20 protein-coding genes are annotated in these 22466 nt (G+C 68.3%); 10 read left to right on the forward strand and 10 right to left on the reverse strand.

Going from position 1 to position 22466, the window contains the following annotated elements:
* The 4 genes from glyS to ABID41_RS00150 all read right to left on the reverse strand — a co-directional run bounded on the left by glyS (position 1) and on the right by ABID41_RS00150 (position 4133).
* Positions 1–2277, reverse strand: coding sequence for a glycine--tRNA ligase subunit beta (glyS, locus tag ABID41_RS00135; protein WP_331932654.1), 2277 nt, complete (start codon positions 2275–2277; stop codon positions 1–3).
* Positions 2277–2789 (reverse strand): YegJ family protein, encoded by a 513-nt coding sequence (locus tag ABID41_RS00140; protein ID WP_331932653.1) that lies wholly within the window; start codon positions 2787–2789, stop codon positions 2277–2279. The genes glyS and ABID41_RS00140 overlap by 1 nt, the downstream gene beginning before the upstream one ends.
* Positions 2786–3688 (reverse strand): glycine--tRNA ligase subunit alpha, encoded by a 903-nt coding sequence (locus tag ABID41_RS00145; protein WP_331932652.1) that lies wholly within the window; start codon positions 3686–3688, stop codon positions 2786–2788. The genes ABID41_RS00140 and ABID41_RS00145 overlap by 4 nt, the downstream gene beginning before the upstream one ends.
* A gap of 79 nt (positions 3689–3767) precedes the next feature.
* Positions 3768–4133, reverse strand: coding sequence for a hypothetical protein (locus ABID41_RS00150; protein WP_331932651.1), 366 nt, complete (start codon positions 4131–4133; stop codon positions 3768–3770).
* A gap of 334 nt (positions 4134–4467) precedes the next feature.
* Here ABID41_RS00150 and ABID41_RS00155 point away from each other — a divergent pair, with 334 nt between their 5' ends.
* Positions 4468–4806 (forward strand): P-II family nitrogen regulator, encoded by a 339-nt coding sequence (locus ABID41_RS00155; RefSeq protein WP_331932650.1) that lies wholly within the window; start codon positions 4468–4470, stop codon positions 4804–4806.
* Positions 4807–4842: 36 nt separating this feature from the next.
* Positions 4843–6261: an ammonium transporter gene (locus ABID41_RS00160; protein ID WP_354296890.1), complete on the forward strand. Its 1419-nt coding sequence runs from the start codon at positions 4843–4845 to the stop codon at positions 6259–6261.
* Between the two features lie 113 nt (positions 6262–6374).
* Here ABID41_RS00160 and ABID41_RS00165 read toward each other — a convergent pair whose 3' ends face one another.
* Together ABID41_RS00165 and ABID41_RS00170 are read right to left on the reverse strand one after the other, a co-directional pair.
* Positions 6375–7262, reverse strand: a complete 888-nt coding sequence (locus tag ABID41_RS00165) for a 4-(cytidine 5'-diphospho)-2-C-methyl-D-erythritol kinase (protein WP_354296892.1) — start codon at positions 7260–7262, stop codon at positions 6375–6377.
* A 7-nt stretch (positions 7263–7269) separates the two neighbouring features.
* Positions 7270–8985, reverse strand: a complete 1716-nt coding sequence (locus ABID41_RS00170) for a tetratricopeptide repeat protein (RefSeq protein ID WP_331932888.1) — start codon at positions 8983–8985, stop codon at positions 7270–7272.
* Positions 8986–9102: 117 nt separating this feature from the next.
* Here ABID41_RS00170 and ABID41_RS00175 point away from each other — a divergent pair, with 117 nt between their 5' ends.
* A complete protein-coding gene (locus ABID41_RS00175) occupies positions 9103–9759 on the forward strand; it encodes a PEPxxWA-CTERM sorting domain-containing protein (protein WP_331932887.1) in 657 nt (218 codons plus the stop codon).
* On the opposite strand, the gene ABID41_RS00180 is transcribed toward ABID41_RS00175, so the two are convergent.
* A complete protein-coding gene (locus tag ABID41_RS00180; RefSeq protein WP_331932886.1) occupies positions 9756–11441 on the reverse strand; it encodes a serine hydrolase domain-containing protein in 1686 nt (561 codons plus the stop codon). The genes ABID41_RS00175 and ABID41_RS00180 overlap by 4 nt on opposite strands.
* 183 nt (positions 11442–11624) lie before the next feature.
* On the reverse strand, positions 11625–13313 hold the full coding sequence (locus ABID41_RS00185; protein ID WP_331932885.1) for an electron transfer flavoprotein-ubiquinone oxidoreductase: 1689 nt from the start codon (positions 13311–13313) through the stop codon (positions 11625–11627).
* Between the two features lie 143 nt (positions 13314–13456).
* Between ABID41_RS00185 and ABID41_RS00190 the strand changes: the two genes are divergently transcribed.
* Together ABID41_RS00190 and ABID41_RS00195 are read left to right on the forward strand one after the other, a co-directional pair.
* A complete protein-coding gene (locus ABID41_RS00190) occupies positions 13457–14275 on the forward strand; it encodes a uracil-DNA glycosylase (RefSeq protein WP_331932884.1) in 819 nt (272 codons plus the stop codon).
* Positions 14276–14343: 68 nt separating this feature from the next.
* The gene (locus ABID41_RS00195; RefSeq protein ID WP_331932883.1) at positions 14344–15924 is read left to right on the forward strand and encodes a lytic transglycosylase domain-containing protein; all 1581 of its coding nucleotides are present in this window, start codon (positions 14344–14346) and stop codon (positions 15922–15924) included.
* Here ABID41_RS00195 and ABID41_RS00200 read toward each other — a convergent pair.
* Positions 15921–16373: a cell wall biosynthesis glycosyltransferase gene (locus ABID41_RS00200; protein WP_331932882.1), complete on the reverse strand. Its 453-nt coding sequence runs from the start codon at positions 16371–16373 to the stop codon at positions 15921–15923. The two genes, ABID41_RS00195 and ABID41_RS00200, sit on opposite strands and share 4 nt — an antisense overlap.
* 146 nt (positions 16374–16519) lie before the next feature.
* Between ABID41_RS00200 and ABID41_RS00205 the strand changes: the two genes are divergently transcribed.
* From ABID41_RS00205 to ABID41_RS00215, 3 genes are all read left to right on the forward strand, one after another.
* Positions 16520–17968 carry an alkaline phosphatase family protein gene (locus tag ABID41_RS00205; protein ID WP_331932881.1) on the forward strand — a complete coding sequence of 483 codons (1449 nt, stop codon included), beginning with the start codon at positions 16520–16522 and terminating at the stop codon, positions 17966–17968.
* Between the two features lie 72 nt (positions 17969–18040).
* Positions 18041–19132, forward strand: coding sequence for a PA0069 family radical SAM protein (locus ABID41_RS00210; protein WP_331932880.1), 1092 nt, complete (start codon positions 18041–18043; stop codon positions 19130–19132).
* Positions 19133–19180: 48 nt separating this feature from the next.
* Positions 19181–19873 carry a DUF4328 domain-containing protein gene (locus tag ABID41_RS00215; RefSeq protein ID WP_331932879.1) on the forward strand — a complete coding sequence of 231 codons (693 nt, stop codon included), beginning with the start codon at positions 19181–19183 and terminating at the stop codon, positions 19871–19873.
* Here ABID41_RS00215 and ABID41_RS00220 read toward each other — a convergent pair.
* Positions 19863–21071, reverse strand: coding sequence for a class I SAM-dependent RNA methyltransferase (locus ABID41_RS00220; protein ID WP_414696012.1), 1209 nt, complete (start codon positions 21069–21071; stop codon positions 19863–19865). The genes ABID41_RS00215 and ABID41_RS00220 overlap by 11 nt on opposite strands.
* Before the next feature lie 250 nt (positions 21072–21321).
* Here ABID41_RS00220 and ABID41_RS00225 point away from each other — a divergent pair, with 250 nt between their 5' ends.
* Complete coding sequence (locus ABID41_RS00225) at positions 21322–21762, forward strand: glycine zipper 2TM domain-containing protein (RefSeq protein WP_354296900.1); 441 nt, start codon at positions 21322–21324, stop codon at positions 21760–21762.
* Positions 21763–21823: 61 nt separating this feature from the next.
* On the forward strand, positions 21824–22408 hold the full coding sequence (locus ABID41_RS00230) for a glycine zipper 2TM domain-containing protein (protein ID WP_354296902.1): 585 nt from the start codon (positions 21824–21826) through the stop codon (positions 22406–22408).
* Positions 22409–22466: the final 58 nt, after the last annotated feature.

Raw genomic sequence — 22466 nt, forward strand, 5'->3', positions numbered from 1 at the left:
TTAGCCCGTCACTTGTGAGAAGTCCGCAACGCGTTCCATCAGGTCGCGAACCTGCACCAGAAGACGCAGACGGTTTTCGCGTTCCGCCGCGTTATCCGAATTCACTAATACCGCCTCGAAGAAGGCATCTACAGGGCCACGCAGCGCCGAAAGGGCACGCATGGCGCCTGCAAAATCCTCACCTTGCAAAGCTTGAACCACGTTCGGCGTAGCCTGTTCGAGCGCCCCGATCAGCGCACCCTCCTCCGCCGGCGCGCCTGGCATCGCCACGGCAGGGCCCGCGGGCAGCTCGCCCTTCTTCTCCTCGGCCTTGAGGATGTTGCCGGCGCGCTTGTAGCCGGCCAGCAGGTTCTGGCCGTCCGCGCCGGTCAGGAAACCGTCGAGCGCCTCGACGCGCGCGACGATGCGGACCAGGTCGTCGTCGCCGAGGGCGAAGACCGCATCGACCAGGTCATGTCGCTTGCCCTGGTCGCGTAGGGCGACCTTCAGACGGTCGGCCAGGAAGGCCATGACCTCGTCGGCGACCACCGAATAGGGCCGGAACTCGTACTGCACCTCGCCTTCGGGCGATTCGCCGGCGGTGGCGGAGCGGTCGAAGCGGATGTCGAAGTCCTCGACCGTGGAGACGACGTAGGGCCGGCCCTCCAGCAGGGCGTCCTCGAATTCCTCGACATAGGTCTGGAAGACGTCGGAGGGCGAACGGTACCGCGGCCCGAGATAGCCGGTCGTCCGGCGGGTCGAGACATAGAGCGCGCGACCCGGATCGACGTAGCAGCGAAGGGACTTGTACCAATCCGCGACAAGCTCGCGCACCGGGGCGCGGGACTCCGAGCCGAGCAGGATGCGGATGATGCCCAGCGCCGCGCGGCGCAGGGCATAGGGATCGCGCGAACCGGTCGGCTTTTCGTCGATGGCGAAGAAGGCGACCAGCGTGTCGAGCTTCTCGGCGATGGCGACGGCCATGGTGACCGGGGTGTCCGGCGCCTCGTCGTTCGCGCCGACCGGACGGTAGTGGTCGCGGATGGCGTCCGCGACGACCGGGCTGATCTTTTCCTCGCGAGCGTAGTAGCCGCCCATCAGGCCTTGCAACTCGGGGAACTCGCCCACCATGCCGGTGGCGAGGTCGGCCTTGCAGAGGCGCGCGGCCAGGACCGCCTTGGCGACGTCGGCGCCGACGCGGGGCGCGATAGCCTTGGCCAGCAGTTCCAGGCGCTCGACGCGCTCGGCCAGGGTGCCCAGCTTGGCGTGGAAGGTCACGCCGGTGAGCTTGGCCAGCCGTTCCTCCAGGGTGACCTTGCGATCCTCATCCCAGAAGAAGCGGGCGTCGTTGAGGCGAGCCGAGAGCACCTTGCCGTTGCCGCGGGCGATCTCCTTACCGCCGTCGGCCGCTTCGATATTGGCCACGGTGATGAAGTGCGGGGCGAGCTTGTCGCCGTCGGGGCTGCGCACGGCGAAATACTTCTGGTGCGTGCGCATGGAGGTGCGGATCACCTCGGCCGGCAGATCGAGGAAGGCCGGGTCCATGTCGCCCATGACCGGGGTCGGCCATTCGGCGAGGCCCGAAACCTCGTCCAGCAGGCCGTCATCGTCCACGAGCTCGAGGTTGCGCGCAAAGCACAGGGTGCGAGCGCCGTCGATGATCCGGTCCTTGCGCTCCTCGGGGTCGAGGATCACGAAGTGGGCGGCCAGCTTGTCGCGGTAGGTGTCGAAATCCTTCACCTTGAAGGACTTGCCCGATCCCATGAAGCGGTGGCCCTCAGTGACGTCGCCGGACTCGATGCCGTCGATGTTGAAGGGCACGACCTCGCCGTCGAACAGGAAGACGATGCGCTTCAGCGGCCGGACCCAGCGCAGCGTGCCGCGGCCCCAGGTCATGGACTTGGGCCAGGGGAAGCTCCGGATCACCTGGTCGAGGATCTCGGTCAGGATCTCGGTGGTCGGCCGCCCCTTGCGGTGGATGTGCGCGAACCAGACGCCGTCCTTCTCGACCAGTTGGTCGCGGGTGAGGCCGGTGGAGCGCAAGAAGCCCTCGATGGCCGCGTCCGGCGCGCCGACGCGCGGGCCCTTGCGGTCCTCATGACGGTCGCCCTGCGCGGCCGGCAGACCCTCGGCCACCAAGGTCAGGCGGCGCGGGCCGGCGAAGGTCTTGATCCCTTCCGGCAGCAGGCCCTGCTCGGCCAGGCGCTCGCGGACCATGCGGTCGAGGTCGCGCGCGGCCTGGGCCTGCATGCGCGCGGGAATCTCTTCGGAGAACAGTTCAATCAGGAGCTGGGGCATCAGTTGGTTCCGGCCTCAAGCGGTTGCGGCGAGAACAGCTCCGCCGCCTGCGCGCGTTGAGCCGCATTGGCGCGCGCGCTCAGCGCTCGCGTCGTGAAGTGGCCGTAGAGCTTTCCGCCCTTCGAATACTGCCAGTCGGAGACCGCCGCCTCATCGACCTCGACCAGGGAGCCCTCCTTCAGCCCGGGCAGGTCGTATGGCTCATTAGCGAGCTTGCCCGTGACCTTGCCGTTTGCGCGACCAAGGCCGTCCATCCAGATGTGCTCCTCATTCCCGGCGCTGGTCTTGAGCCCTACCTTGACGGCGAAGTGGTCGTAGCCAGCCGGCTTCGCTTCAAACTTCGCCCAGAAGATCGGCAGCGTCTTCCGGGCCTCGGCCGTAGCCGCGAGCACCTCGGCATCGTCATCCTCGGTGTAGATCAGTTGTTCCTCCGGCTCGCGCGCGCACGCGGACACCAGGGGGGCAGTCATCGCTGCGAGAGCGACGACGGCCGCGAGGACGGTGCGCTTCAAGCGTTCCCTCCTTCATTTTCAACCCAGGCTTCGGCGCACATCCTGGTCAGGTCGCGGATGCGGCCGATATAGCTCTGGCGCTCGGCGACGGCGATCGCGCCGCGGGCGTCCATCAGGTTGAAGAGGTGGCTGGCCTTCAGCACGTGGTCGTAGGCCGGCAGAACGGTGCGCTGGCCCTGGGGCCCGCGGCCTTCCAGGATGCGCGGCACCTGGCGCTCCATGTCCTCGAACTGACGCTTCAGGGTCTCGACGTCATAGAGGTGGAAGTTGGCTTCCGACTGCTGGCGCTCGTTCTCCAGAAAGACGTCGCCATAGGTCATGGGCAGCGGGCCGTCCGGATCGTTGAAGGCGAGCTGCGTGAAATGGTCGACGTTCTGCAGGTACATGGCCAGGCGCTCGAGGCCGTAGGTCAGTTCGCCCGCGACCGGAAAGACGTCCAGGCCGCCCACCTGCTGGAAGTAGGTGTACTGGGTGACTTCCATCCCGTCGCACCAGACCTCCCAGCCCAGGCCCCAGGCGCCGACCGTGGGGTTTTCCCAGTCATCCTCGACGAAGCGGATGTCGTGCAGGCGCGTATCGAGGCCGATCGCCTCCAGTGAACCGAGATAGAGCTCCTGCAGGTTGTCGGGGTTCGGCTTCAGGATCACCTGGTACTGATAGTAGTGCTGCAGCCGGTTGGGGTTCTCGCCATAGCGGCCGTCGGCCGGCCGGCGCGAGGGCTGGACATAGGCCGCCCGCCACGGCTTGGGGCCTAGCGCGCGCAGGACCGTGGCCGGATGCAGGGTCCCTGCCCCCACCTCGACGTCATGAGGCTGCAGAATCACGCAGCCCTGGCGGCTCCAATAGTCGTGCAATTTCAGGATAAGGCCCTGAAACGATAGGGGCTTGTCGGCTGGCATCGAGGAGGTTTCGCAGGCGCAAAAAAAGTCGGCGGACCATAGGGCCCGCCGACCTCCGCTTCAAGGCGAAAGCCTTGTCCTAGTTGCCGCGCGGGGTCGTGCGCCGCCCAGCAGCGGAGAGCGGCTTGAACTTGGCGCGGTTCTCCGGGGTGTCGGCGACCGGACCGTTGGTGACGATCCGGGTGTTCACCGTTGCGGCGGTGTTCACGCCGGCGCTCGTGGCGTCGGTCGCCGATGGATTTACGCTGGTGTCCGACGCCATGCCGGGTGACGTGGCGGACGGAGCCGTCTGCTCCTGCATCGGGGCGGGCTGGGCCATCTGGTCCTGCATCTGAGTCGCCGCCGCGTCGGCAGGTTTCTCTTTCTTCTTGGCGCCTTCGGCGTGAGCGCCGCCCGCAAGCAACGCCAAGGCCGCCGAGGCCGTCAGTAGGGTCTTGATCATCATCGTCATCGTCTCCGAATGACGCCGCCCGGCCCCAACTACCAGGCCGCGTGCCTGAACAGCGCTCAAGGCCCGGCTTTTGTTCCCGCCCTCGCGGGGCGACCCTGCACGGGTTGGCGCGCTGGAGGCGCCCGAATATTGGGCGCCCAATAATTAGGCTGCACAGTTAACGGGCCTGGCGCGCCTTTTCATCGAACAGAGGTTCGCCGGCGCCGTCCCACAGCGGGACCGCCGATAGCGTCACCTTGCCGTCGGAGGAGCGCCCAGCCGCAGCTTCCGGCGGATGCGGACGAATTAGGTGGGCGCTCCCCTGGCTGAGGGCGCGCAGGAGCAGGCGATGAAGTTGATCATAGCGATCGTCAAACCCTTCAAGCTGGACGACGTGCGCGAAGCGCTCGTCGACGCCGGCATCGAAGGCCTGACGGTCTCCGAAGTGAAGGGCTACGGCCGCCAGAAGGGCCAGACGGAGGTCTACCGGGGCGCGGAGTACCAGGTGAACTTCGTGCCCAAGGTGAAGCTCGAGGTGGTGGTGGACGACGCCGCCGCAGCAAAGGCCGTGGAGGCGATCAAGGGGGCGGCCGCGACCGGCAAGATCGGCGACGGCAAGGTCTTCGTCCTCAACGTCGAGGACGCAGTGCGCATTCGGACCGGCGAGTCCGGCACGGCGGCGCTGTAGCGCGCGCCGAACTCATCGGGACAAGGGGATAACGAGATGAAGAGAACTGGAAACAACAAGCTGACGGGCCTTGCGCTCGCCGCCTTGCTCGCGAGCGCGATGCTCGCGCCGGCGGCGTTCGCCCAGGACGCCGCCCCGCCGCCGCCCGCCGCCGAGGCCGCGGCGAGCATGCCGGATACCGCGCCGGCGCCCGCTCCGGAAGCTGTCGCGCCGGCCGCGCCGGCTGAAGAGGCCAAGCCGGCGCTCGACACCGGCGACACCGCCTGGGTGCTGACCTCCACGGCCCTGGTCCTGATGATGACCATCCCGGGCCTGGCGCTGTTCTATAGCGGCATGGTCCGCCGCAAGAACGTCATCGGGACGGTGGCCCAGTCCTTCGCCATCACCTGCGTGGCCTCGGTGATCTGGATGGTCGCCGGCTACTCGCTGGCCTTCAGCGCCAACGGCAGCGAGGGGCTGAACGCTGTGATCGGCGGGCTCGGCAACGCCTTCCTGAAGGGCGTGACCATGGAGAGCACCAACAGCCTGGCCGCCACGATCCCGGAATCGGTGTTCGTGATGTTCCAGATGACCTTCGCGATCATCACCCCGGCCCTGATCGCCGGCGCCTATGCCGAGCGCATCAAGTTCTCGGCGGTGCTGGTCTTCACCGTGCTGTGGTCGCTGCTGGTGTATGCTCCGATCGCCCACTCGGTCTGGGGGGGCGGCTTCCTCGGCGGGGCCGGCGTGCTCGATTTCGCAGGCGGGACTGTCGTCCACATCAACGCCGGCGTGGCGGGCTTGGTCTGCGCGCTCGTGCTGGGTCGCCGCAAGGGCTATGGCTCGGACAACATGGCGCCGCATAACCTCGTCCTGACGATGATCGGCGCCAGCCTGCTGTGGGTCGGCTGGTTCGGCTTCAACGCCGGTTCGGCGGTCGCCTCCAACGCCCTGGCTGGCGTCGCGATGCTGAACACTCAGGTCGCCACGGCCGCCGCAGCCATCGCCTGGATGCTGATCGAATGGGTGGAGCGCAAGAAGCCCGGCATGCTGGGCCTGGCCTCGGGCGCGGTCGCAGGCCTGGTGGCCATCACCCCGGCCGCCGGCTTCGTGAACCCGCAAGGCGCGCTGATCGTCGGCCTGGCCGGCGGCGCCGCCGGCTATTTCGGCGCGGTCTGGCTCAAGCGCATGCTGAAGTACGACGACAGCCTGGACGCCTTCGGAGTGCACGGCGTCGCCGGCATCGTGGGCGCCCTGCTGACCGGCCTGCTGGCCGACCCGGCCGTCAACAGCCTGGGCGAAGGGGCCAGCCTGTTGAAGCAGGTCTACGGCGTCGGCGCGACGATCATCTACACCGCGATCGCGACCTTCATCCTGCTGATGGTCGTCAAGTACACGGTCGGCCTGCGGGTCAGCGACGAGGCCGAGGTCGAGGGGCTGGACATGTCGCAACACGGCGAAGCCCTCCACGACTAAGAGGCCGGGGCGCCTCTCGTATCATCATCCCCGGCCGCGCGAGCGCGCCGGGGATCCCATACGCAAGAGTTCTTGACGGACAGGGGCCCCTCGGGCCCCTGCTTCTTTCGCGGTCAGGCGTCGGGCCAGGGGCCGCCCAGGCCGCAGCGGCGAACCCACCAGTGCGGCCGCAGGGCCGCGACGCGGGCGGCCAGCGCGTCGGCTTCGAGGCCCGAGCCGCAGATGGCGAAACAGGTGGCGCCCGATCCCGACACTCGCGCCAGCAAGGTCTCCGGCTCCTCCGCCAGGAGCGCCAGGACGTCGCCGATCTCCGGCGCCAGCGCCACGGCCGGCGCCTGGAGGTCGTTGCGCATCAGGCTCAGCCAGGCGGCTAGCTCGATCACGTCCTCGAACGCCTCTGGCATGGGCGGCGGCGCCACATCGCCGAAGGTCTCCGCGGCGTCCAGCGCGCGATAGACCGCCGGGGTTGAAACCTCGACCCGCGGATTGACCAGGACCGCTTCGATGGGCGGCAGGCCCGGCGCCGGCGAGGGCCGCTCACCCCGGCCCTCGGCCACGACCGGCCGTCCCCAGAGACACGCAGCCCCATCGGCGCCGAGGGAGGCCGCGATCTGCTCCAGGGCCTCATCGCTCACCGGCAGGTCCATGGCCGAACGCAGGAGTCGCAGGGTGGCGCCGGCGTCGCTGGAGCCGCCCCCGAGCCCGGCGGCCACGGGCAGCGCCTTTTCCAGGGAGATGGCGATCGGTGGCTGCGGCCCGCGGATGGCGGCCAGCAGCGCCCGCGCGGCGCGCAGGACGAGATTGTCCTCCTGCCCGCTCAAGGGACCGGCGAAGGGACCGTGGACCCGGAACGACGGGACATCGGCGTCCTGCACAACCACCCGGTCGCCGATGTCCGCGAACACCATCAGGCTGCAGAGCGGATGATAGCCGTCGTCGCCCGGCGCGCCGACGTGCAGGAACAGGTTGATCTTCGCAGGCGCGAACGCCACCACGCTCATGGGGAGGCTATTGCTTGGCGACGCGCGGCGCGGCGGCCGGGCCGCTCGGGCCCTGCCCCGAGGTGAGCTTGGTCTCCACCTCGGCCTTGATCTTCGCGTCCGGATCGAGCGTCAGCACCCGGCGCCATTGATACTCCGCCTCGACCCGCCGCCCGACGCGCCAGTAGGCGTCGCCCAGGTGGTTGTTGACGTCCGGATCGCCGGCCTCGAGCTCCACCGCCTGTTCCAGCAGTTCGACGGCCTTCTTGTAGTCCCCGAGCCGATAGTGCGCCCAGCCGAGGGAATCGATCATCGCGCCCGACTGCGGGTTGGCGGCCACCGCGCGCTCGACCATGCCCAGCGCCTCGGCGAGGCGCTCACCGCGGTCGATCCACGAATAGCCCAGATAGTTCAGGAGCTCCGGCTCGTCGGGACGCAACTTCAGCGCCGCCTGCAGGTCACGCTCGGCTTCAGGCCAGCGGCCCGCCCGCTCATAGGCCACGCCGCGCATGTAGAGCAGCCGCCAGTCGGGCGCCTCGCGCCCGGCGATCACCGAGGACAACTCGCTGGCCGAGTCCTCGAAGCGGTCGTTGGCGCGCAGCAGGTCGGCGTAGGTGATGACGGCTTCGTCGCCGCCTGCGCTCGCCGCCTCCTGCGCCATCTTGAGCGCGACGTCGGACTGGCCCGCGTTCTGGTAGCTCCAGGCGAGCTTGGTGCGGGCCGCCGCGTACTCCACGGCGCCGGGCTTGGGCTTCAGGTAGGCCTCGCGGGCCCCCGCGACGTCGCCCGCGGTCTCCATCAGGTCGCCGACCATCAGCCACGCCTCGTTCCTTTGCGGATCAAGGCGCAGGGCCAGCCGCAGATAGGCAAGGCCGAGCTGCTGTTGCTTGGCGGCCAGCATGCCTGCGGCCGGGGCGATCATGATCTGGGCGGCGCCTTGCTTCAGACTAGGGGCGGCCGGCGCGCTCTTGCCGGATTCGGCGCGGGCCCGGGCCAGGGTAAGCGCCTGGTTGGCCGGCTGATTGGCCAGAGCGCGGTCGTAGAGCGCCACGGCGTCGTCGCGCCGGCCCCGGCGCTCCAGGAAACCGCCATAGGCCAGCACCGCGATGTCGCCTGGGGCGTCGCCGCCGGTGATCGCCTTGAAATCGGTTTCGGCCTCGTCGTAGCGACGGGCGCGCTCGTAGAGATAGGCTTGGCCGAGTTGGCCGAAGTAGTTGACCACGCGGTCGCCGCGCATTTCCGGCCGGACGAACGAGCCCTCCTTGTCGCCAGCCATGGCCGCGGCCCAGGGCGTCAGCAGCGCCGCGGCGCCGCGGTGCGGGAATCCGATCGCATCGCTGGCCAGCAGGGCCTGGGCGTCCTTCCCATGATCCTCGGCCATGTATTCGACCGCCTTCACGAGCTGGCCCAGCCGCTTGGTCGCCTCGGAGGCCTCAACGCCGTCAGGCGCGAGAACCGCAGCCTTGCTGATGTCGCCGGCCAGCACGGCGGCGGTGAAGGCCCGGTCGCGGAGCATGTCGCTGGAGCCGCCTTCGAGCTCGGCTCTGGCGAAATAGGAGGCCGCCTCGGCGCCAGCCCCGTCGTTCAAGGCGCCCTGCCCCGCCAGGAACGCGCCATAGGCAGATCCGCCCCAGGCGGCGTCGGACGCTGCAGGAACGTTCAACACCTGCGCCTCAGGTGGGACAGTGGCGCAGGCCGACAGCAGGGCGAGCGGGGCAAGGGCGACAAGCAGGCGACGGCGCATACCCAAACCTCGGCGCTTTCGGAGGCGAGTTCAAGGCGTCCGGCGACACGAGACGATTGGCGGTTCCGAAATCCCCTTGCCTGGGCTTAAATGGTTAACGGCATGAGGGAGCCGCCTATGACCAAGCTGGCCATCATCGCTTCCGTTTTCGGAGCCTCGGTTCTCGGGCTCGCCCTCGCCGCCCCGGCGCAGGCCAAGGTCGTGAAGGTCGTCCATGAAGGCATGGTCGAGTTCGGCGACGGCGACGCCCAGTTGTTCGGCGCCCCCAACAACTCGCTCACCGGCATGCACGTCCAATCGATCTACACCTTCGACCTGAACAGGGGCGATCGGTTCGACGGAGTCGACAGCGCCTATGTCCAAGGCGGGTCGAACCTCGGCGTCGTGGGGCCGCTGCTCTCGTCCTCCGTCAGGATCAACGGCGTGACGCTGGGCCTGAACGGCGGGCTGGAGAACCGGTATTCGGCCTCCGATCAGCTCCGGATGCACACGGAAACGGCCTGGCCGGCCGGCGGGGTGATCACCGTGGACAACGCCGCCGCGATCGACTTCCAGGGCCTGGACTTCGAATACGGCGGCGGTTTCAGCGGCGTGTCGGACTGGCTGGTCTATTCGGGCGGCCCGCAGCAGGCCCAGATCCAATGGGTCACCATGACCTATACGGTGACCGAGGTTCCTTCGGCGATCCCCGAGCCGGCCTCCTGGGCGTTGATGATCGCGGGGTTTGGCCTGACCGGCGCGGCCCTGCGCGGATCGCGCCGCGCCTACGCCTAGAGCGACGGCCGCAGGAAGAGCGTCTCCAGCTTTCCGCCCGGGTCGAGAATGAGCCGGGCCTCGAGCTTTCCGTTCGCGAAAACCGCCTGGTAGATGTCGGCGCCGGCCGGACCGACGCCGGTGAATTCGAGGACCTGGAGGTCCCCCAACCCTTCCAGCATGGCCTGGATGCGCGGCGCCTGATCGCGGGTCGTCCTGGCCAGGCCCTCGCCCATGCGCGCATAGTCCGGCTTGCCTGCCCGCAACTCGGCCAGGACGCGACGCAGGGCCGCCTCCGAGCCTGGAGCCGCGGCCGGATTTTTCCTCGTCACAGCGGCCTCGCCTGCCCGCGCAAGGCTTGCATCGACCCGCGGGAAGGTCTGGTCCCGTCCGCCCTGATGGAGGATCACGGCCGAGGCTGGCGCGCCGCCGGCCGCCTGGAAATCCAGGGCCGCCGCGACTGTCTTGGAGAAGAAGCTGTGCTGGCCGCTTGCATAGAAGCTTACCGCGTCCTGGCCGGTGACCCGGGTGCGCAGGCGGTCGCCATCGCGTTCCACATAGAAGAACGCCGCCGGCGTCACGCGATAGACGCCGGCGTAGCGGTCGAGCAGATCGGCCGAAACGGACACCTGCTGGGGATAGGGCGGCTTGCCCAGACAAAGGGCCGCAAGGCTTTCGGCGAGCCTGACCGACTGCGCCGTCTGGATGTTGCCGAGCGCCACTACCGCCAGGTGCGCGTCAGGATAGCGCTGGATCACCGTGCTGAAACCGTTGATGGCGCCGCCATGGCCAAGACGGAGTTGATCCCAGGCGCGGTCCACGCGCCAGCCAAAACCATAGCCGTGGCCGTAGTTGGCGAACATGGCCTGCCGCGAGGCGGCGGTGAGCAGCTTGTCCGTATCGAGCGCCCGATCCCAGATCAGCAGGTCATCGATAGTCGAATAGAGTGCCCCTGCGGCGAACGGCGTGCTCATGTCGACGAAGGGCGCATTGATCCAGCCCCCGTCGCGCGGCGCGTAGCCCGCCGCCCGCCCGGCCAGCACCGCCGCGCCGTCGTCATAGCCGGTGTCGGCCATGCCCAGGGGTTCGAAGATGTGGCTGCGCAGATAGTCGGCGTAGCTCTGGCCGGACACCTTTTCGATGACGTAGCCCAGCAGGACATAACCGGTGTTGTCGTACTCGAAGCGTTCGCCAGGCTCGAAATCCAGCGGCCGGTCCTGGACGAGCTTGACGAGGTCCGCCGGGGTCTGCGGCTGGCGCGAGATGCGCTCGAAACCGGCCAGGCCCGTATAGGGCGGGATGCCGGAGGTGTGGGTCAGCAGGTGCTTCAGCGTCACCTTCGACCAGGAAGGCGGCGCGTCCGTGTAGTATTTCGAGATCGGATCATCGATCGACAGCTTGCCCTGCTGCGCCAATTGCAGGATCGCCGCCGCGGTGAACTGCTTGGTGATCGAGCCCAGCCGAAACTTGGTCTTGGGGCCATTGGGCGCGTTCCATTCGAGATTGGCCGCCCCCACGCCCTGGCGCAGGACCGGTGCGCCGTCGATCGCCAGGAGGAGCGAGCCGTTGAAGGCGCGCTGCGCCGTAAAGTCCTCGATCAGCGCCTGCGCCTTGGGCTGGAAGTCGGCCGCGGGACAGGTGGCCGCGGCGGCATGGCCCGGGTAAACCGCAAGAACCGCGACTGCGGCCGCCAACGCCTTCATGCGCCCCTCCCCCAATTCGAGCTACCTCAATGAGAGCATAGGCGGGAGACAACCGCAAAGGTAGGCGCTGCTGTCCTCCCCTGTGGGGGAGCGCGGCGAGCCGTGAGACGGAGGGACCCGGCCGCAGGCGATTCCCCGATCCAAATGCAAAAAGGCCCTCCGCGGAGGGAGGGCCTTGAAGCGTCACATGTTCGGGTAGTTGGGGCCGTCGCCGCCCTGGGGCGTGGTCCAGTTGATGTTCTGGGACGGATCCTTGATGTCGCAGGTCTTGCAGTGGACGCAGTTCTGGAAGTTGATCTGGAACCGCGGGTTGTTCCCCTGCTCGTCGTAGAGCACCTCGTAGACGCCGGCCGGGCAGAAGAGGCGAGCCGGTTCGCCGTATCGCGGCAGGTTCACCGCGATCGGGATGCTCGGATCCTTCAGCTTCAGGTGGGCCGGCTGGTTCTCGTCGTGGTTGGTCGAGGACAGGAACACCGACGACAGCTTGTCGAAGCTGACCTCGTTGTCCGGCTTCGGATAGACGATCGGCTGGTAGTCCTTGGCCAGGCCCGTCGATTCAGCGTCGGACTTGCCGTGCTTCAGCGTGCCCCACGGCGACCAGCCGCCCATGATGTTGGCGATCATGGCGTCGGCGCCGCCCAGGACGATGCCCGGGATGGTGCCGAACTTCGACCACAGCGGCTTGAAGTTCCGGACGGCCCACAGCTCCTTGTGGATCCAGGACTTCTTGTAGGTCGCCTCGTAGGCGGACAGCTCGTCGCTGGAGCGGCCGCCCTGGATCGCCTCGAAGGCCGCCTCGGCGGCGAGCATGCCGCTCTTGACCGCGTTGTGGCTGCCCTTGATCCGCGGGACGTTGACCATGCCGGCCGAGCAGCCCAGCAGGACGCCGCCCGGGAAGTAGAGCTGCGGCAGGGACTGCGCGCCGCCCTCGGTGATCGCGCGAGCGCCGTAGGCGATGCGCTTGCCGCCTTCCAGATAGCCGCGGATCGAGGGGTGGGTCTTGAAGCGCTGGAACTCGTCGAACGGCGAGAGCCAGGGGTTCTTGTAGTTGAGGTGCACCACGAAGCCGATGGCGACGTAGTTGTCCCCGAAGTGGTACATGAACGAGCCGCCGCCGGTGGCGTTGTCCAGCGGCCAGCCGAACGTGTGCTGGGTGAGGCCGGGCTCGAAGTTCTCGTCCGGAACCTGCCACAGCTCCTTGATGCCGATGCCGAACTTCTGCGCATCGCGGCCGGCCGTCAGGCCGTAGCGGGCCTGGAGTTGCTTGGCGAGCGAGCCGCGCACGCCTTCGCCGATGAAGGTATACTTGGCGTGCAGCTCGATGCCCGGCTGATAGTCGGGGCCCCGATTGCCGTCCTTGTCGATGCCGAAGACGCCGGCGACGACGCCCTTCACCGAGCCGTCTTCGTTATAGACGACTTCCGAGGCGGCCATGCCCGGATAGATTTCGACGCCGAGGGCTTCGGCGTGCGCGGCCAGGGCGCGGCAGACGTTGCCGAGCGAGGCGATATAGTTGCCGTGGTTCAGCATCCACTTCGGGAAGGGCAGCCAGGAGATGTCCAGGTCGCCGTTCGGGCCGAGCACCACGAACTTGTCGCGGGTGACCTTGGTGTCGAGCGGGATGCCCAGCTCTTTCCAGTTCGGCAGAAGCTCGTTGATGCCCCGCGGGTCGATGACCGCGCCCGACAGGATGTGCGCGCCGACTTCCGAACCCTTTTCCAGAACGGCGACCGAGATTTCGCTCCCGGCGGCTTCGGCGAGTTGCTTCAGACGAATGGCCGCCGACAGTCCAGCCGGCCCGGCGCCGACGATCACGACGTCGTATTCCATCGCTTCGCGTTCAACTGCCTCAGTGGCGATGGTCTCGCTCATGATCCCCGTAACTCCCAAAATGCCACGCCGGGGTTCCCCTCCCCCTTAGGTTCACGCGGCGTTGATCCGTCGCGCGACTTATCCGAAGCTTGTTACCGGGCGGTCAAGCGCGAACTCCGCTATAGTCGCCCTTTCAGGACCTGATGACGCAACCCGCCCCCCTCGATCGCGCTACCGAGAGCCTTCTCGCCTTCTGGGCGGATGCCGGCGTGGACGCCATGCTGCTCGACGCACCGGTCGATCGGATAGAAGCCGGCAAGTTCATCCCACCCAAGCCGCCGGAAAAGCCGACCCTGGCCGCTCCGCGCCCCGCCGCAAGGGCTCCGGCGGGCCCCGACGCCAGCTCCACCGTGCTCGAAGCGCGCAGGCTGGCGGCCGAATCACCCACGCTGGAAGCGCTTAAAGAGGCCATTTCGGCCTTCGACGGCTGCCCCCTGAAGTTCGAGGGCGCCCGCCAGGCGGTGTTCGGGCGGGGCGCGGTCGATGCTCCCCTAGTTGTGATCGGCGAAGGTCCCGGGGCCGAGGAGGACGCCCGGGGCGAGCCCTTCGTCGGGCGCGCCGGCCAACTTCTCGACAGGATGCTGGCCGCCGCCGGCCTGACCGGGCGGGTCTTCATCACCAACACTGTCTTCTGGCGACCGCCGGGCAACCGGACCCCTTCGGTGCAGGAGCAGCTCGTCTGCCAACCCTTTGTGGAACGGGCGATCGAGCTGATTTCGCCACGCATGCTGCTGCTGGTCGGCGCGCCCTCGGCCAAGTCGATGCTGAAGCGTGACGAGGGCATATTGTCGCTGCGCGGACGCTGGTTCGAATGGCGCTCCGAGGACGGAAAACTCGAACTGCCAGCGATGCCTACGCTTCACCCGGCGTTCCTGCTGCGGCAGCCGGGGGCGAAGAAGAAGGCCTGGGGCGACCTGCTCACCTTGACCGAGCGGCTTGATCGGCCGGATCGGGCCTCCTAAGACTTCCCGCGTCACGAGAATTGAGGGCCACGTCCTTCCGCGGGAGAGGCGGCGGACGTGGGGATCGCATGCGGGGACGCAGAGGCATGCGGATCGCGGCCATGGCCATGATCTGCTCGGCCATAGCCGGAACGACGAACGCCGCCCCCCAGGCCCTGAGCCCGTGGGATGCGCAGCGTTATGCGGCCGCGTTCGATGCGGTCGACCGTGGCGACTTCATCGATGCAGAGATGCAATCGTCGGAGGTCAAGGATCGTTCCCTGGCCGGGCACCTTGCGTTCCGCCAACTGATGCGCCCAGGCGGCCACGCCTCTTACGAACAGCTCGCCGGCTGGCTGGAAAAATACAGCGACCTACCGGGCGCCGAGCGGATCTACACTCTGGCCAGCAAGCGCAAGCCGGCGAGCGCCAAGCCGCTCAAGACCCCGGTCCTGGCCGGCGCGGACTGGCGGCGGGTCGAGGTCACAGCCCAGGGCATTTCCGGCAAGGCGCCGGCCGACAAGTCCCGCCGGGCGCGGGAAGCCTTCTATTCCGGCGACGTCCAGCGCGCGCTCGACCTGGCCCCCGCCGCCGGCGAGCGGTGGATCGCCGGGCTCGCAGCCTATCGGCTCAAGGACTACGACCTTGCCCAGAGCTTTTTCAGCCAGGTGGCCCGCGACGAGGAAGAAGACGCCTGGCTGCGGGCAGGCGCGGCCTATTGGGCGGCGCGGTCGCTGGAGCAGGTCGGCGACGCGACCCGGGCGCAGGGCTTCCTGAAGCTGGCGGCGCGGCACCCCAACACCTTCTACGGCATGATCGCAGAGCGGCGCGTACGGCTGGAAGCCTTGGGCCAAGCCGAGGCGCCCCGCACGGAGGCCGCATACACTCCGGCCACCTTCCCTTCCGCGCCCAGCGCGCACCTGTCGCCGTTCATCCGCGAGGACGCTCGCGCGCATCGCGCGACGGCCCTGGCCCAGATCGGCATGCCGGTTGAGGCGGGCCTGGAGCTGCGGGCCGGGCTGGCTCTGGCCCAGACGCCGGCCGAGCGCTCGCAGTGGATGGCGCTGATCCTGGCGCTGAACGCGCCGTTGACCTCGGACGCCGACGTCGCCGCCGGCCTGCCGCTGGGTCGCAACCTGACCGAGCCGGACTATCCGACGCCCGTGCTGGAGCCGAAGTCGGGCTTCACCATCGACCGGGCGCTGGTCTACGCCATCGTCCGCCAGGAAAGCCGCTTCAACCCGGCCGCCGTCTCGCCCGCCGGAGCGGTCGGCCTGATGCAGGTCATGCCCGAGGCGGCGGCCCGCGCGGCCGGCGACGACAAGCTCAAGAAAGATATGAGCCCGATGTTCGACCCGGCCTTCAACCTGAGGGTCGGGCAGGACTACGTCACCTGGCTGATGGAACGTGGGGTCGGCTACGACATCCTGCGCACGGTCGCGGCCTACAACGGCGGCCCCGGCACGCTGCTGAAGACCGCCAAGATGGTTGGTGACGAAGCCGACAGCCTGCTGCTGATCGAGTGCCTGCCGAGCTCCGAGACCCGCAACTACGTCGAGAAGGTGATGGCCGGCTACTGGACCTACCGGAAGAAGTTCGGCCTCGACAACAGGACGCTCGACGCGGTGGCCCAGGGCGCGGCCTTCATCGACGCGCGGCTCGACCGCTAGCTGAGGCGGGGCGCGGAGCCTAAGCCGCGGCGAAGCACCTCCAGACTGACCGGAGCAATCTCCTCGAACCGCGTCTTTTCGACGAGGATTCCGGCTCGGCGCGGCGGCATGAGACGCGCCAGAAGCCCTGCGTCGGCCTCGCAGACCAGGGCCCGGCCGCCTCTTCCTTCCAGATGGCGCCGCACGCTCTCGTGCCAGCCGGGGCGCAGCCGCAGGTCCTCGGGCGCGACCAGCAAAAGCTCGGACCTGGCCCGCGCCACGGCCGCCGACAGGTCGCTCGAAAGCTCCGCGCCGGCGTCCTCGCAGATCGCGACCGTGGCCTGGTCGGGCGTTCCGGCGACCACGACGACGTCGCGCACTAGGCCGTCCACCGCCGCGGGCACCAGGGCCGAGAGCAACGACGCCAGGTCACGGTCGGCGCCGCCCGCCAGGATGATCGTGGAAATCATCGTTCCTTGAGGCGGTCGTTCGCCGCCGCGGTCAACCGCGCAGGTGGCAAGTGTCGCAAATTCGTCGCAAATTCTTCTCGCGCCCATGCAGGCAGAAGCGCCGCCGCCGGTATCTATCCCGCGCCAGTAAAGCTCGGGAGATATCGATGCCGAATCCGTCCTCGTTCACCCGTCGGCGCCTGGTGACGAGCGCGGCGCAGCTTGCGTCGCTTACCGCGGCCACGACGCTGATGCCGCCGAACGTGCAGAAGCTGATGGCGCAAACGCCGCAGCGGACGGGCACGCTGCGCGACATCAAACACGTCGTGCTGATGATGTTCGAGAACCGCTCCTTCGACCACTATTTCGGCACCCTGGCCGGCGTGCGCGGATTCGACGATCCCAAGGCGCTGAAGCTCTCCACCGGCAAGAGCGTCTTCCACCAGCCCGACGCCGAGAACCCGGTCGGCTACACCCTGCCCTTCCACCTCGACACCTTCTCGAGCAACGCCCAGAAGCTGCCGTCCACCAGCCACGCCTGGCCGGTTCAGCATCGCGCCTGGAACGGCGGCGCCATGGACCAGTGGCTACCGGCGCACCGCGCGGCCGACGGCCCGGACGGCCCCTATACGATGGGTTACTTCAAGCGCGAGGACATCCCGTTCCACTATGCGCTGGCCGAGGCGTTCACCGTCTGCGACGACTACTACTGCTCGGTGATGGGTCCGACCTGGCCCAATCGGCTTTACTATATGAGCGGCATGATCGATCCCGACGCCATGGGCGGCGGTCCGGTCATCCGCAACAAGGCCCCGCCCGAGGGCTTCCGCTGGAAGACTTACGCCGAACGTCTGGAAGAGGCTGGCGTCTCCTGGCGCGTCTATCAGGAGCAGGAAGGCCAGCCGCACAACCTGCTGCGTGAGTTCGCCCAGTTCAAAAACGCGCCGGCCGGCTCACCGCTCGCCCTGAAGGGCATGCCGGCCCCATCCCCGGGCCTGTTCGAATACGAAGCGCTGCACGACAAGCTGCCCACGGTCTCGTGGGTTTGCCCGACCCGCGAGGCCTCGGAGCATCCCGACCACATGCCGGCCGCCGGCGCGGCCTTCATCGCCGGCAAGCTCGACGCGCTCGCCGCCAACCCGGACGTCTGGGCCAAGACCGCTGTCATCATCAATTACGACGAGAACGACGGCTTGTTCGACCACGTCGCACCGCCCGTTCCGCCGGCGGGGACGCCGGGTGAGTTCGTCGGCGGTCTGCCGATCGGCGGCGGCTTCCGCGTGCCCTGCATCATCGTCTCGCCCTGGACCGCGGGCGGCTGGGTGTGCAGCGAGCCGTTCGACCACACCTCGGTCCTGCAGTTCCTGGAGCGCGTCACCGGCGTACGCGAGACCAACATCACCGAGTGGCGGCGCCAGACCTTCGGCGACCTGACCGCCGCATTCCGCTTCGGCAAGCCGACCGGCGCGCTGCCGCTGCTGCCCGGCACGGGCGGGCTGCTCAAGCACGCCGAGTACGCTGCGGCCAACCTGCCGCCGCCCGCGATCCCCGGCGCCGAGCAGAGCATGCCAAAACAGGAGAAGGGCAAGCGCAAGCGGGTGCCCGACAAGCGCTGAGGCTTCTCAGGCGGGGCGCTCGCCAGCGGACGCCCCACCACCTAAGTTCTTGTTTTGTTCCACGCGTCCGCTATGCTCTTGGACGTGAACACGTTCAGCCAGCAGGTCCGCGGACGAGGCGCCAGATCGAACGCCACCGGCCGCTACGAATCCCAGGTCCGGGAGACCTTCGACGACGGCTGGACCGTGGACGATCCCGAGCCGGCGCAGCTCCGGACGACCCTCGAGGTCGAGAAGGCGCGGAAGATCATCACCACCAATGACAGCCCGGACGTCGGGTTCTCGCGCTCGATCAATCCCTATCGGGGCTGCGAGCACGGTTGCATCTACTGCTACGCCCGCCCGGCCCACGCCTATATGGGCCTCTCGCCCGGCCTGGACTTCGAGAGCCATCTCTTCTTCAAGCCGGAGGCGGCCAAGCTGCTGGAGAAGGAACTCTCTTCCCCGCGCTATCGGCCCGAGTTCATCCATATCGGCGGCAACACCGATCCCTATCAGCCGATCGAGCGCAAGACCCGCACCACCCGCGGGGTGCTGGAGGTGCTGGAGCGGTTCGGGCACCCCTGCTCCATCATCACCAAATCCGCCCTGATCCTGCGCGACCTCGACATCCTGTCGGCCATGGGACGGCGGAACCTCGTTCGGGTGGCGATCTCGGTGACCAGCCTGGACCGCAAGCTGGCGCGCAGCATGGAGCCGCGCGCCGCGACGCCCGAACGGCGGATCGCGGCGATCAAGGCCCTGGCCGAGGCCGGAGTGCCGGTCAGCGTGATGTTCGCTCCCTCGATCCCCGGCCTGAACGACCACGAGATGGAGGCGGTGCTGGAGAAGGCCGCGGCCGCCGGGGCCTCCGGCGCGGGCTACGTGGCGCTGCGGCTGCCGCTGGAGATCAAGGACCTCTTCCAGGAATGGCTGGCCACCGACCACCCGGACCGCGCGGCCAGGGTGATGTCGCTGGTGCGCCAGATGCGCGGCGGCGCCGACTACGACGCGCAGTGGGGCACGCGGATGAAGGGGCAAGGCCCTATCGCCGACCTGATGGCGAAGCGCTTCGAGGCGGCGAAGAAGCGCTTCGGCCTCACCGCCAAGTTCAGCGGCCTGGACGCGTCGCAGTTCCGCGTGCCGCCGAAGGCCGGCGACCAGCGAGACCTGTTCAACGGCTAAGCTTCGATATCTTATCAGCGACAACGAACATAAAGACTTGGGGGGAAGATGAGCGGTTCAACACGAGATCCGACGCCGTTAGGGCGTGCCGTCATAGTGCTGCTGTGGATCTACGCGGCGGCCGAGGTGATTTTCTTCATTCTCGAATTCATGCGCCTCGCCGCTTTGGGACAGGCGGAATCGGACATGGGCGCCAACCTGTACTTCCAGACCTATGGAGCTGACGCCGAAGTATTGCTTGGGCTATTCAGCATTCTCTATCTCCTGACCTACGCGATGGCCGGGATCGTCACGCTCAAGTGGATCTATCGGATCAATCTGAACGCCAAGGCCCTGGCGCCTGACAAGCAGGTCTCGCCCGTCTGGGCCGTAGGCTGGTACTTCATCCCTTTCGCGTCATTGTTCATGCCGTTCAAGGCGATGCGAGAGACTTGGCAGATAAGTCGCTCGCCCGACACTTGGCGCGAGGAGCCTGTACCCGCCCTGCTACGCTGGTGGTGGGGCCTTTATATCGCTTCATCGAGCATAAGCCTTGCGTCCAGCCGCCTGGACATGGCCGCAGCGACAGTGGGCGACATGGCGCTGGCCAGCCTGCTCACCCTGTTGGCGACACCACTCACCTTGGCGCTTTGCCTGGTCCTGATGCGGATAGTCCGGCGAATCTCCGAGACGCAGACGGCGAAGTTACCCGGGGCGACGAGCAGCGCGGAGATAGTGGCGCTAGCGGAAGTCAGCGGCTGAACACCCCTACCAGCTCGACATGCGGCGACCAGAGGAACTGGTCCACCGGCAGCAACCGATCCAGGACGAAGCCGGCGTCGATCAGGGTCCGTGCGTCCCGCACGAAGGTTGCGGGGTTGCAGGAGACGCCGATCGCCCGGGCCACCTTGGAACGCGCGATCTCGGCCGACTGCTCGGCCGCGCCCGCGCGCGGCGGGTCGAAAACGACCGTGTCGATGCGTTTCAGTTCCTCGGCCAGCACCGGACGCTTGACGAGGTCGCGGGCTTCGGCGGTGACGCCTTTCAGCCCCGGCGCGGTGGCGAGCGCAGAGCTCAAGGCCCGAACCGCCGGCGCAGCGCCGTCGGCGGCGAGCACCGGGGCGATCTCGGCTAGGCGCAGGGTGAAGGTGCCGACGCCGCAAAAGAGGTCGGCGATCCGCTCGGCGCCGACGGAAGCTTCCATCGCCAACGCCACCATGGCGGCCTCCGCCGCCGGCACGGCCTGCAGGAAGGCGCCCGCCGGCAGGGCGACGGTCGCCTGGCCGATGCGGATGGTCGGTTGGCGGGCGAGATAGGCGATCTCTCCGTCCATGGTGACCCGGGCGAAGTCGGCCTCGGCGGCGAACTCGGCCAGGCGCATCCTGGCGTCAGCCGAAAGACCGCCGCTTTTGCGCTCGACGCCGCTGATCTCGATGTCGAGCCCGGTGGCCGTCAGGGTGACGTGTAGGGTCGGCGCCGACTTCGGATGTTCGAAGAGCGGAGCGGCCAGGCGGCGAAGCGCCGGCAGCGCCGCCTGTAGGGCCGGATCGGCGATCGGGCACTCGGTGATGTCGACGACGTCCCAGCTCTTGCGGGCCTTGAAGCCAAGGCGCGCGGCGTCCTTGCGGCCTTGGCGGGCGTGCAGGGCCAGCCGGCGGCGGCTATGGGGCGGCGCGGCGAAGGCCGGCAGGATTTCGGTCTCGATCCGCTCGCGCGCCAGGGTGCGCGCCAGACGCTCGACCTTCCACCTCAGATAGGGCTCGTGGTCCCAGTGCTGCAGGGCGCAGCCGCCGCAGACGCCGAAATGCGGGCACGGCGGCGTGACCCGCTCGGAACTTGCTTCGAGAATCGCCTCGACTTCGCGGCGCTGTGGCCCGGCGGCAAGGCGCACGCGCTCGCCCGGCAGGGTGAAGGGCGCATAGAGCGGCCCCGCCGCAATTCCGTCGCCTTCGCCCCCCATCGCCTCGATCACGACCTCGATGGGCGGACCGGAAGGGGCCTCGGTGGGTTTGGCCCTATGAGGCCGGGGACGTCGCATGCTCACGCTCGTTTCGGGGTTCCGACGCCGCAAACCCATGCCGGGCAAGGCGTCAACGAAGATGAACGAACATGAACGACCCACTCAAGCGCCGTTCAGACTCGTTCAGCCAAGTTCTCTAGCGCAGGCAAGGCCTCGGCGCCGCCTGCGGAATACATAACGGAGAAAGCCGATGAAACGCGCTCTTGCTCTCACCGCCGCCGGGATGATGGCCATCGCCGTCCCCGCCGTCGCGCCGACCGCCGCCATGGCGCAGCGCTACGACTCCTGCGGCCAGCAGCAACGCTCGAACGCCAACAAGGGCACCATCGTCGGCGGTCTGGTCGGAGCCCTGGCGGGCGGCGGCGTGGCCGCGCGCGGCGCCAAGACCGAGGGCGCGCTGCTCGGCGGCGCCGTCGGCGCGGTCGCCGGCCACGAAATCGGCAAGCGCAACACCAAGTGCCAGACTTACCGCCCTGCCCCGCGCCCGGCCGCGCGGACCAGCAGCAGCTATCAGCGCTCCAGCTACAGCGCACCCAGCAACTGCCGCTGGGTGCAGGACGACCGCGGCGGCCGTGGCTACGAGGTCTGCCGCAACCGCGATGGCGTGTGGCGTCCGAGCGGCCGCAGCTAGGCCGTACAGCTTCGAATTGGATCAAGTCCCAAATTTATCCAAGTCTCAGGGGATTAGCGAGATGAACTTCCGTTCGACCTTCGCCAAGGGCGCGCTTGCAGGCGTGGCCGGCGTGATGGCGATGAGCGCCGCAGTCAGCGTTCCGACCTTCGCGTCGGCGCAGTCGGCGGGCTATTACGGCGGCGGCTACGCCTATGACCCGTGCCGCCGGGAAACCACCAACCGGGGCACGGTCGGCGCCTTGCTGGGCGGCGTCCTGGGCGCGGCGATCGGCTCGAACGTCGCGGCCCGCAACGCCCGCACCGAGGGCGCGCTGCTGGGCGGCGCGGCCGGCGCATTCGGCGGGGCGATGGTCGGCAAGAACTCGGCCGCCTGCGGACCGACCGGTTCGACGGCCTATCGCGCGCCTCAGACCAGCTATAACGGCTATTACGGCGAGCCGCCCCGCAACGATTATCAACGCTCCTATGACGAGCGGCCCTACTATCAGCCGGAGCCGTCCTATCGCGTGGCCGACCGGCCGCCGGCCGTCACCGACGGCTGCACCCTGGCCGAGAGCCCGATCTATCTGCCGGACGGCCGCACCCAGAAGCGCTTCGTCCGGGTCTGCCCGGACGCGAACGGCAATTACCAGGTCGTCGACTGATCCAGACTCTCCCATGGGGGAGCCCGTTGGCTGAGCCGACGGACGAGGAAGCCGCCCG

This window comes from Phenylobacterium koreense (assembly GCF_040545335.1).
GTDB classification, from domain to species: domain Bacteria; phylum Pseudomonadota; class Alphaproteobacteria; order Caulobacterales; family Caulobacteraceae; genus Phenylobacterium; species Phenylobacterium koreense.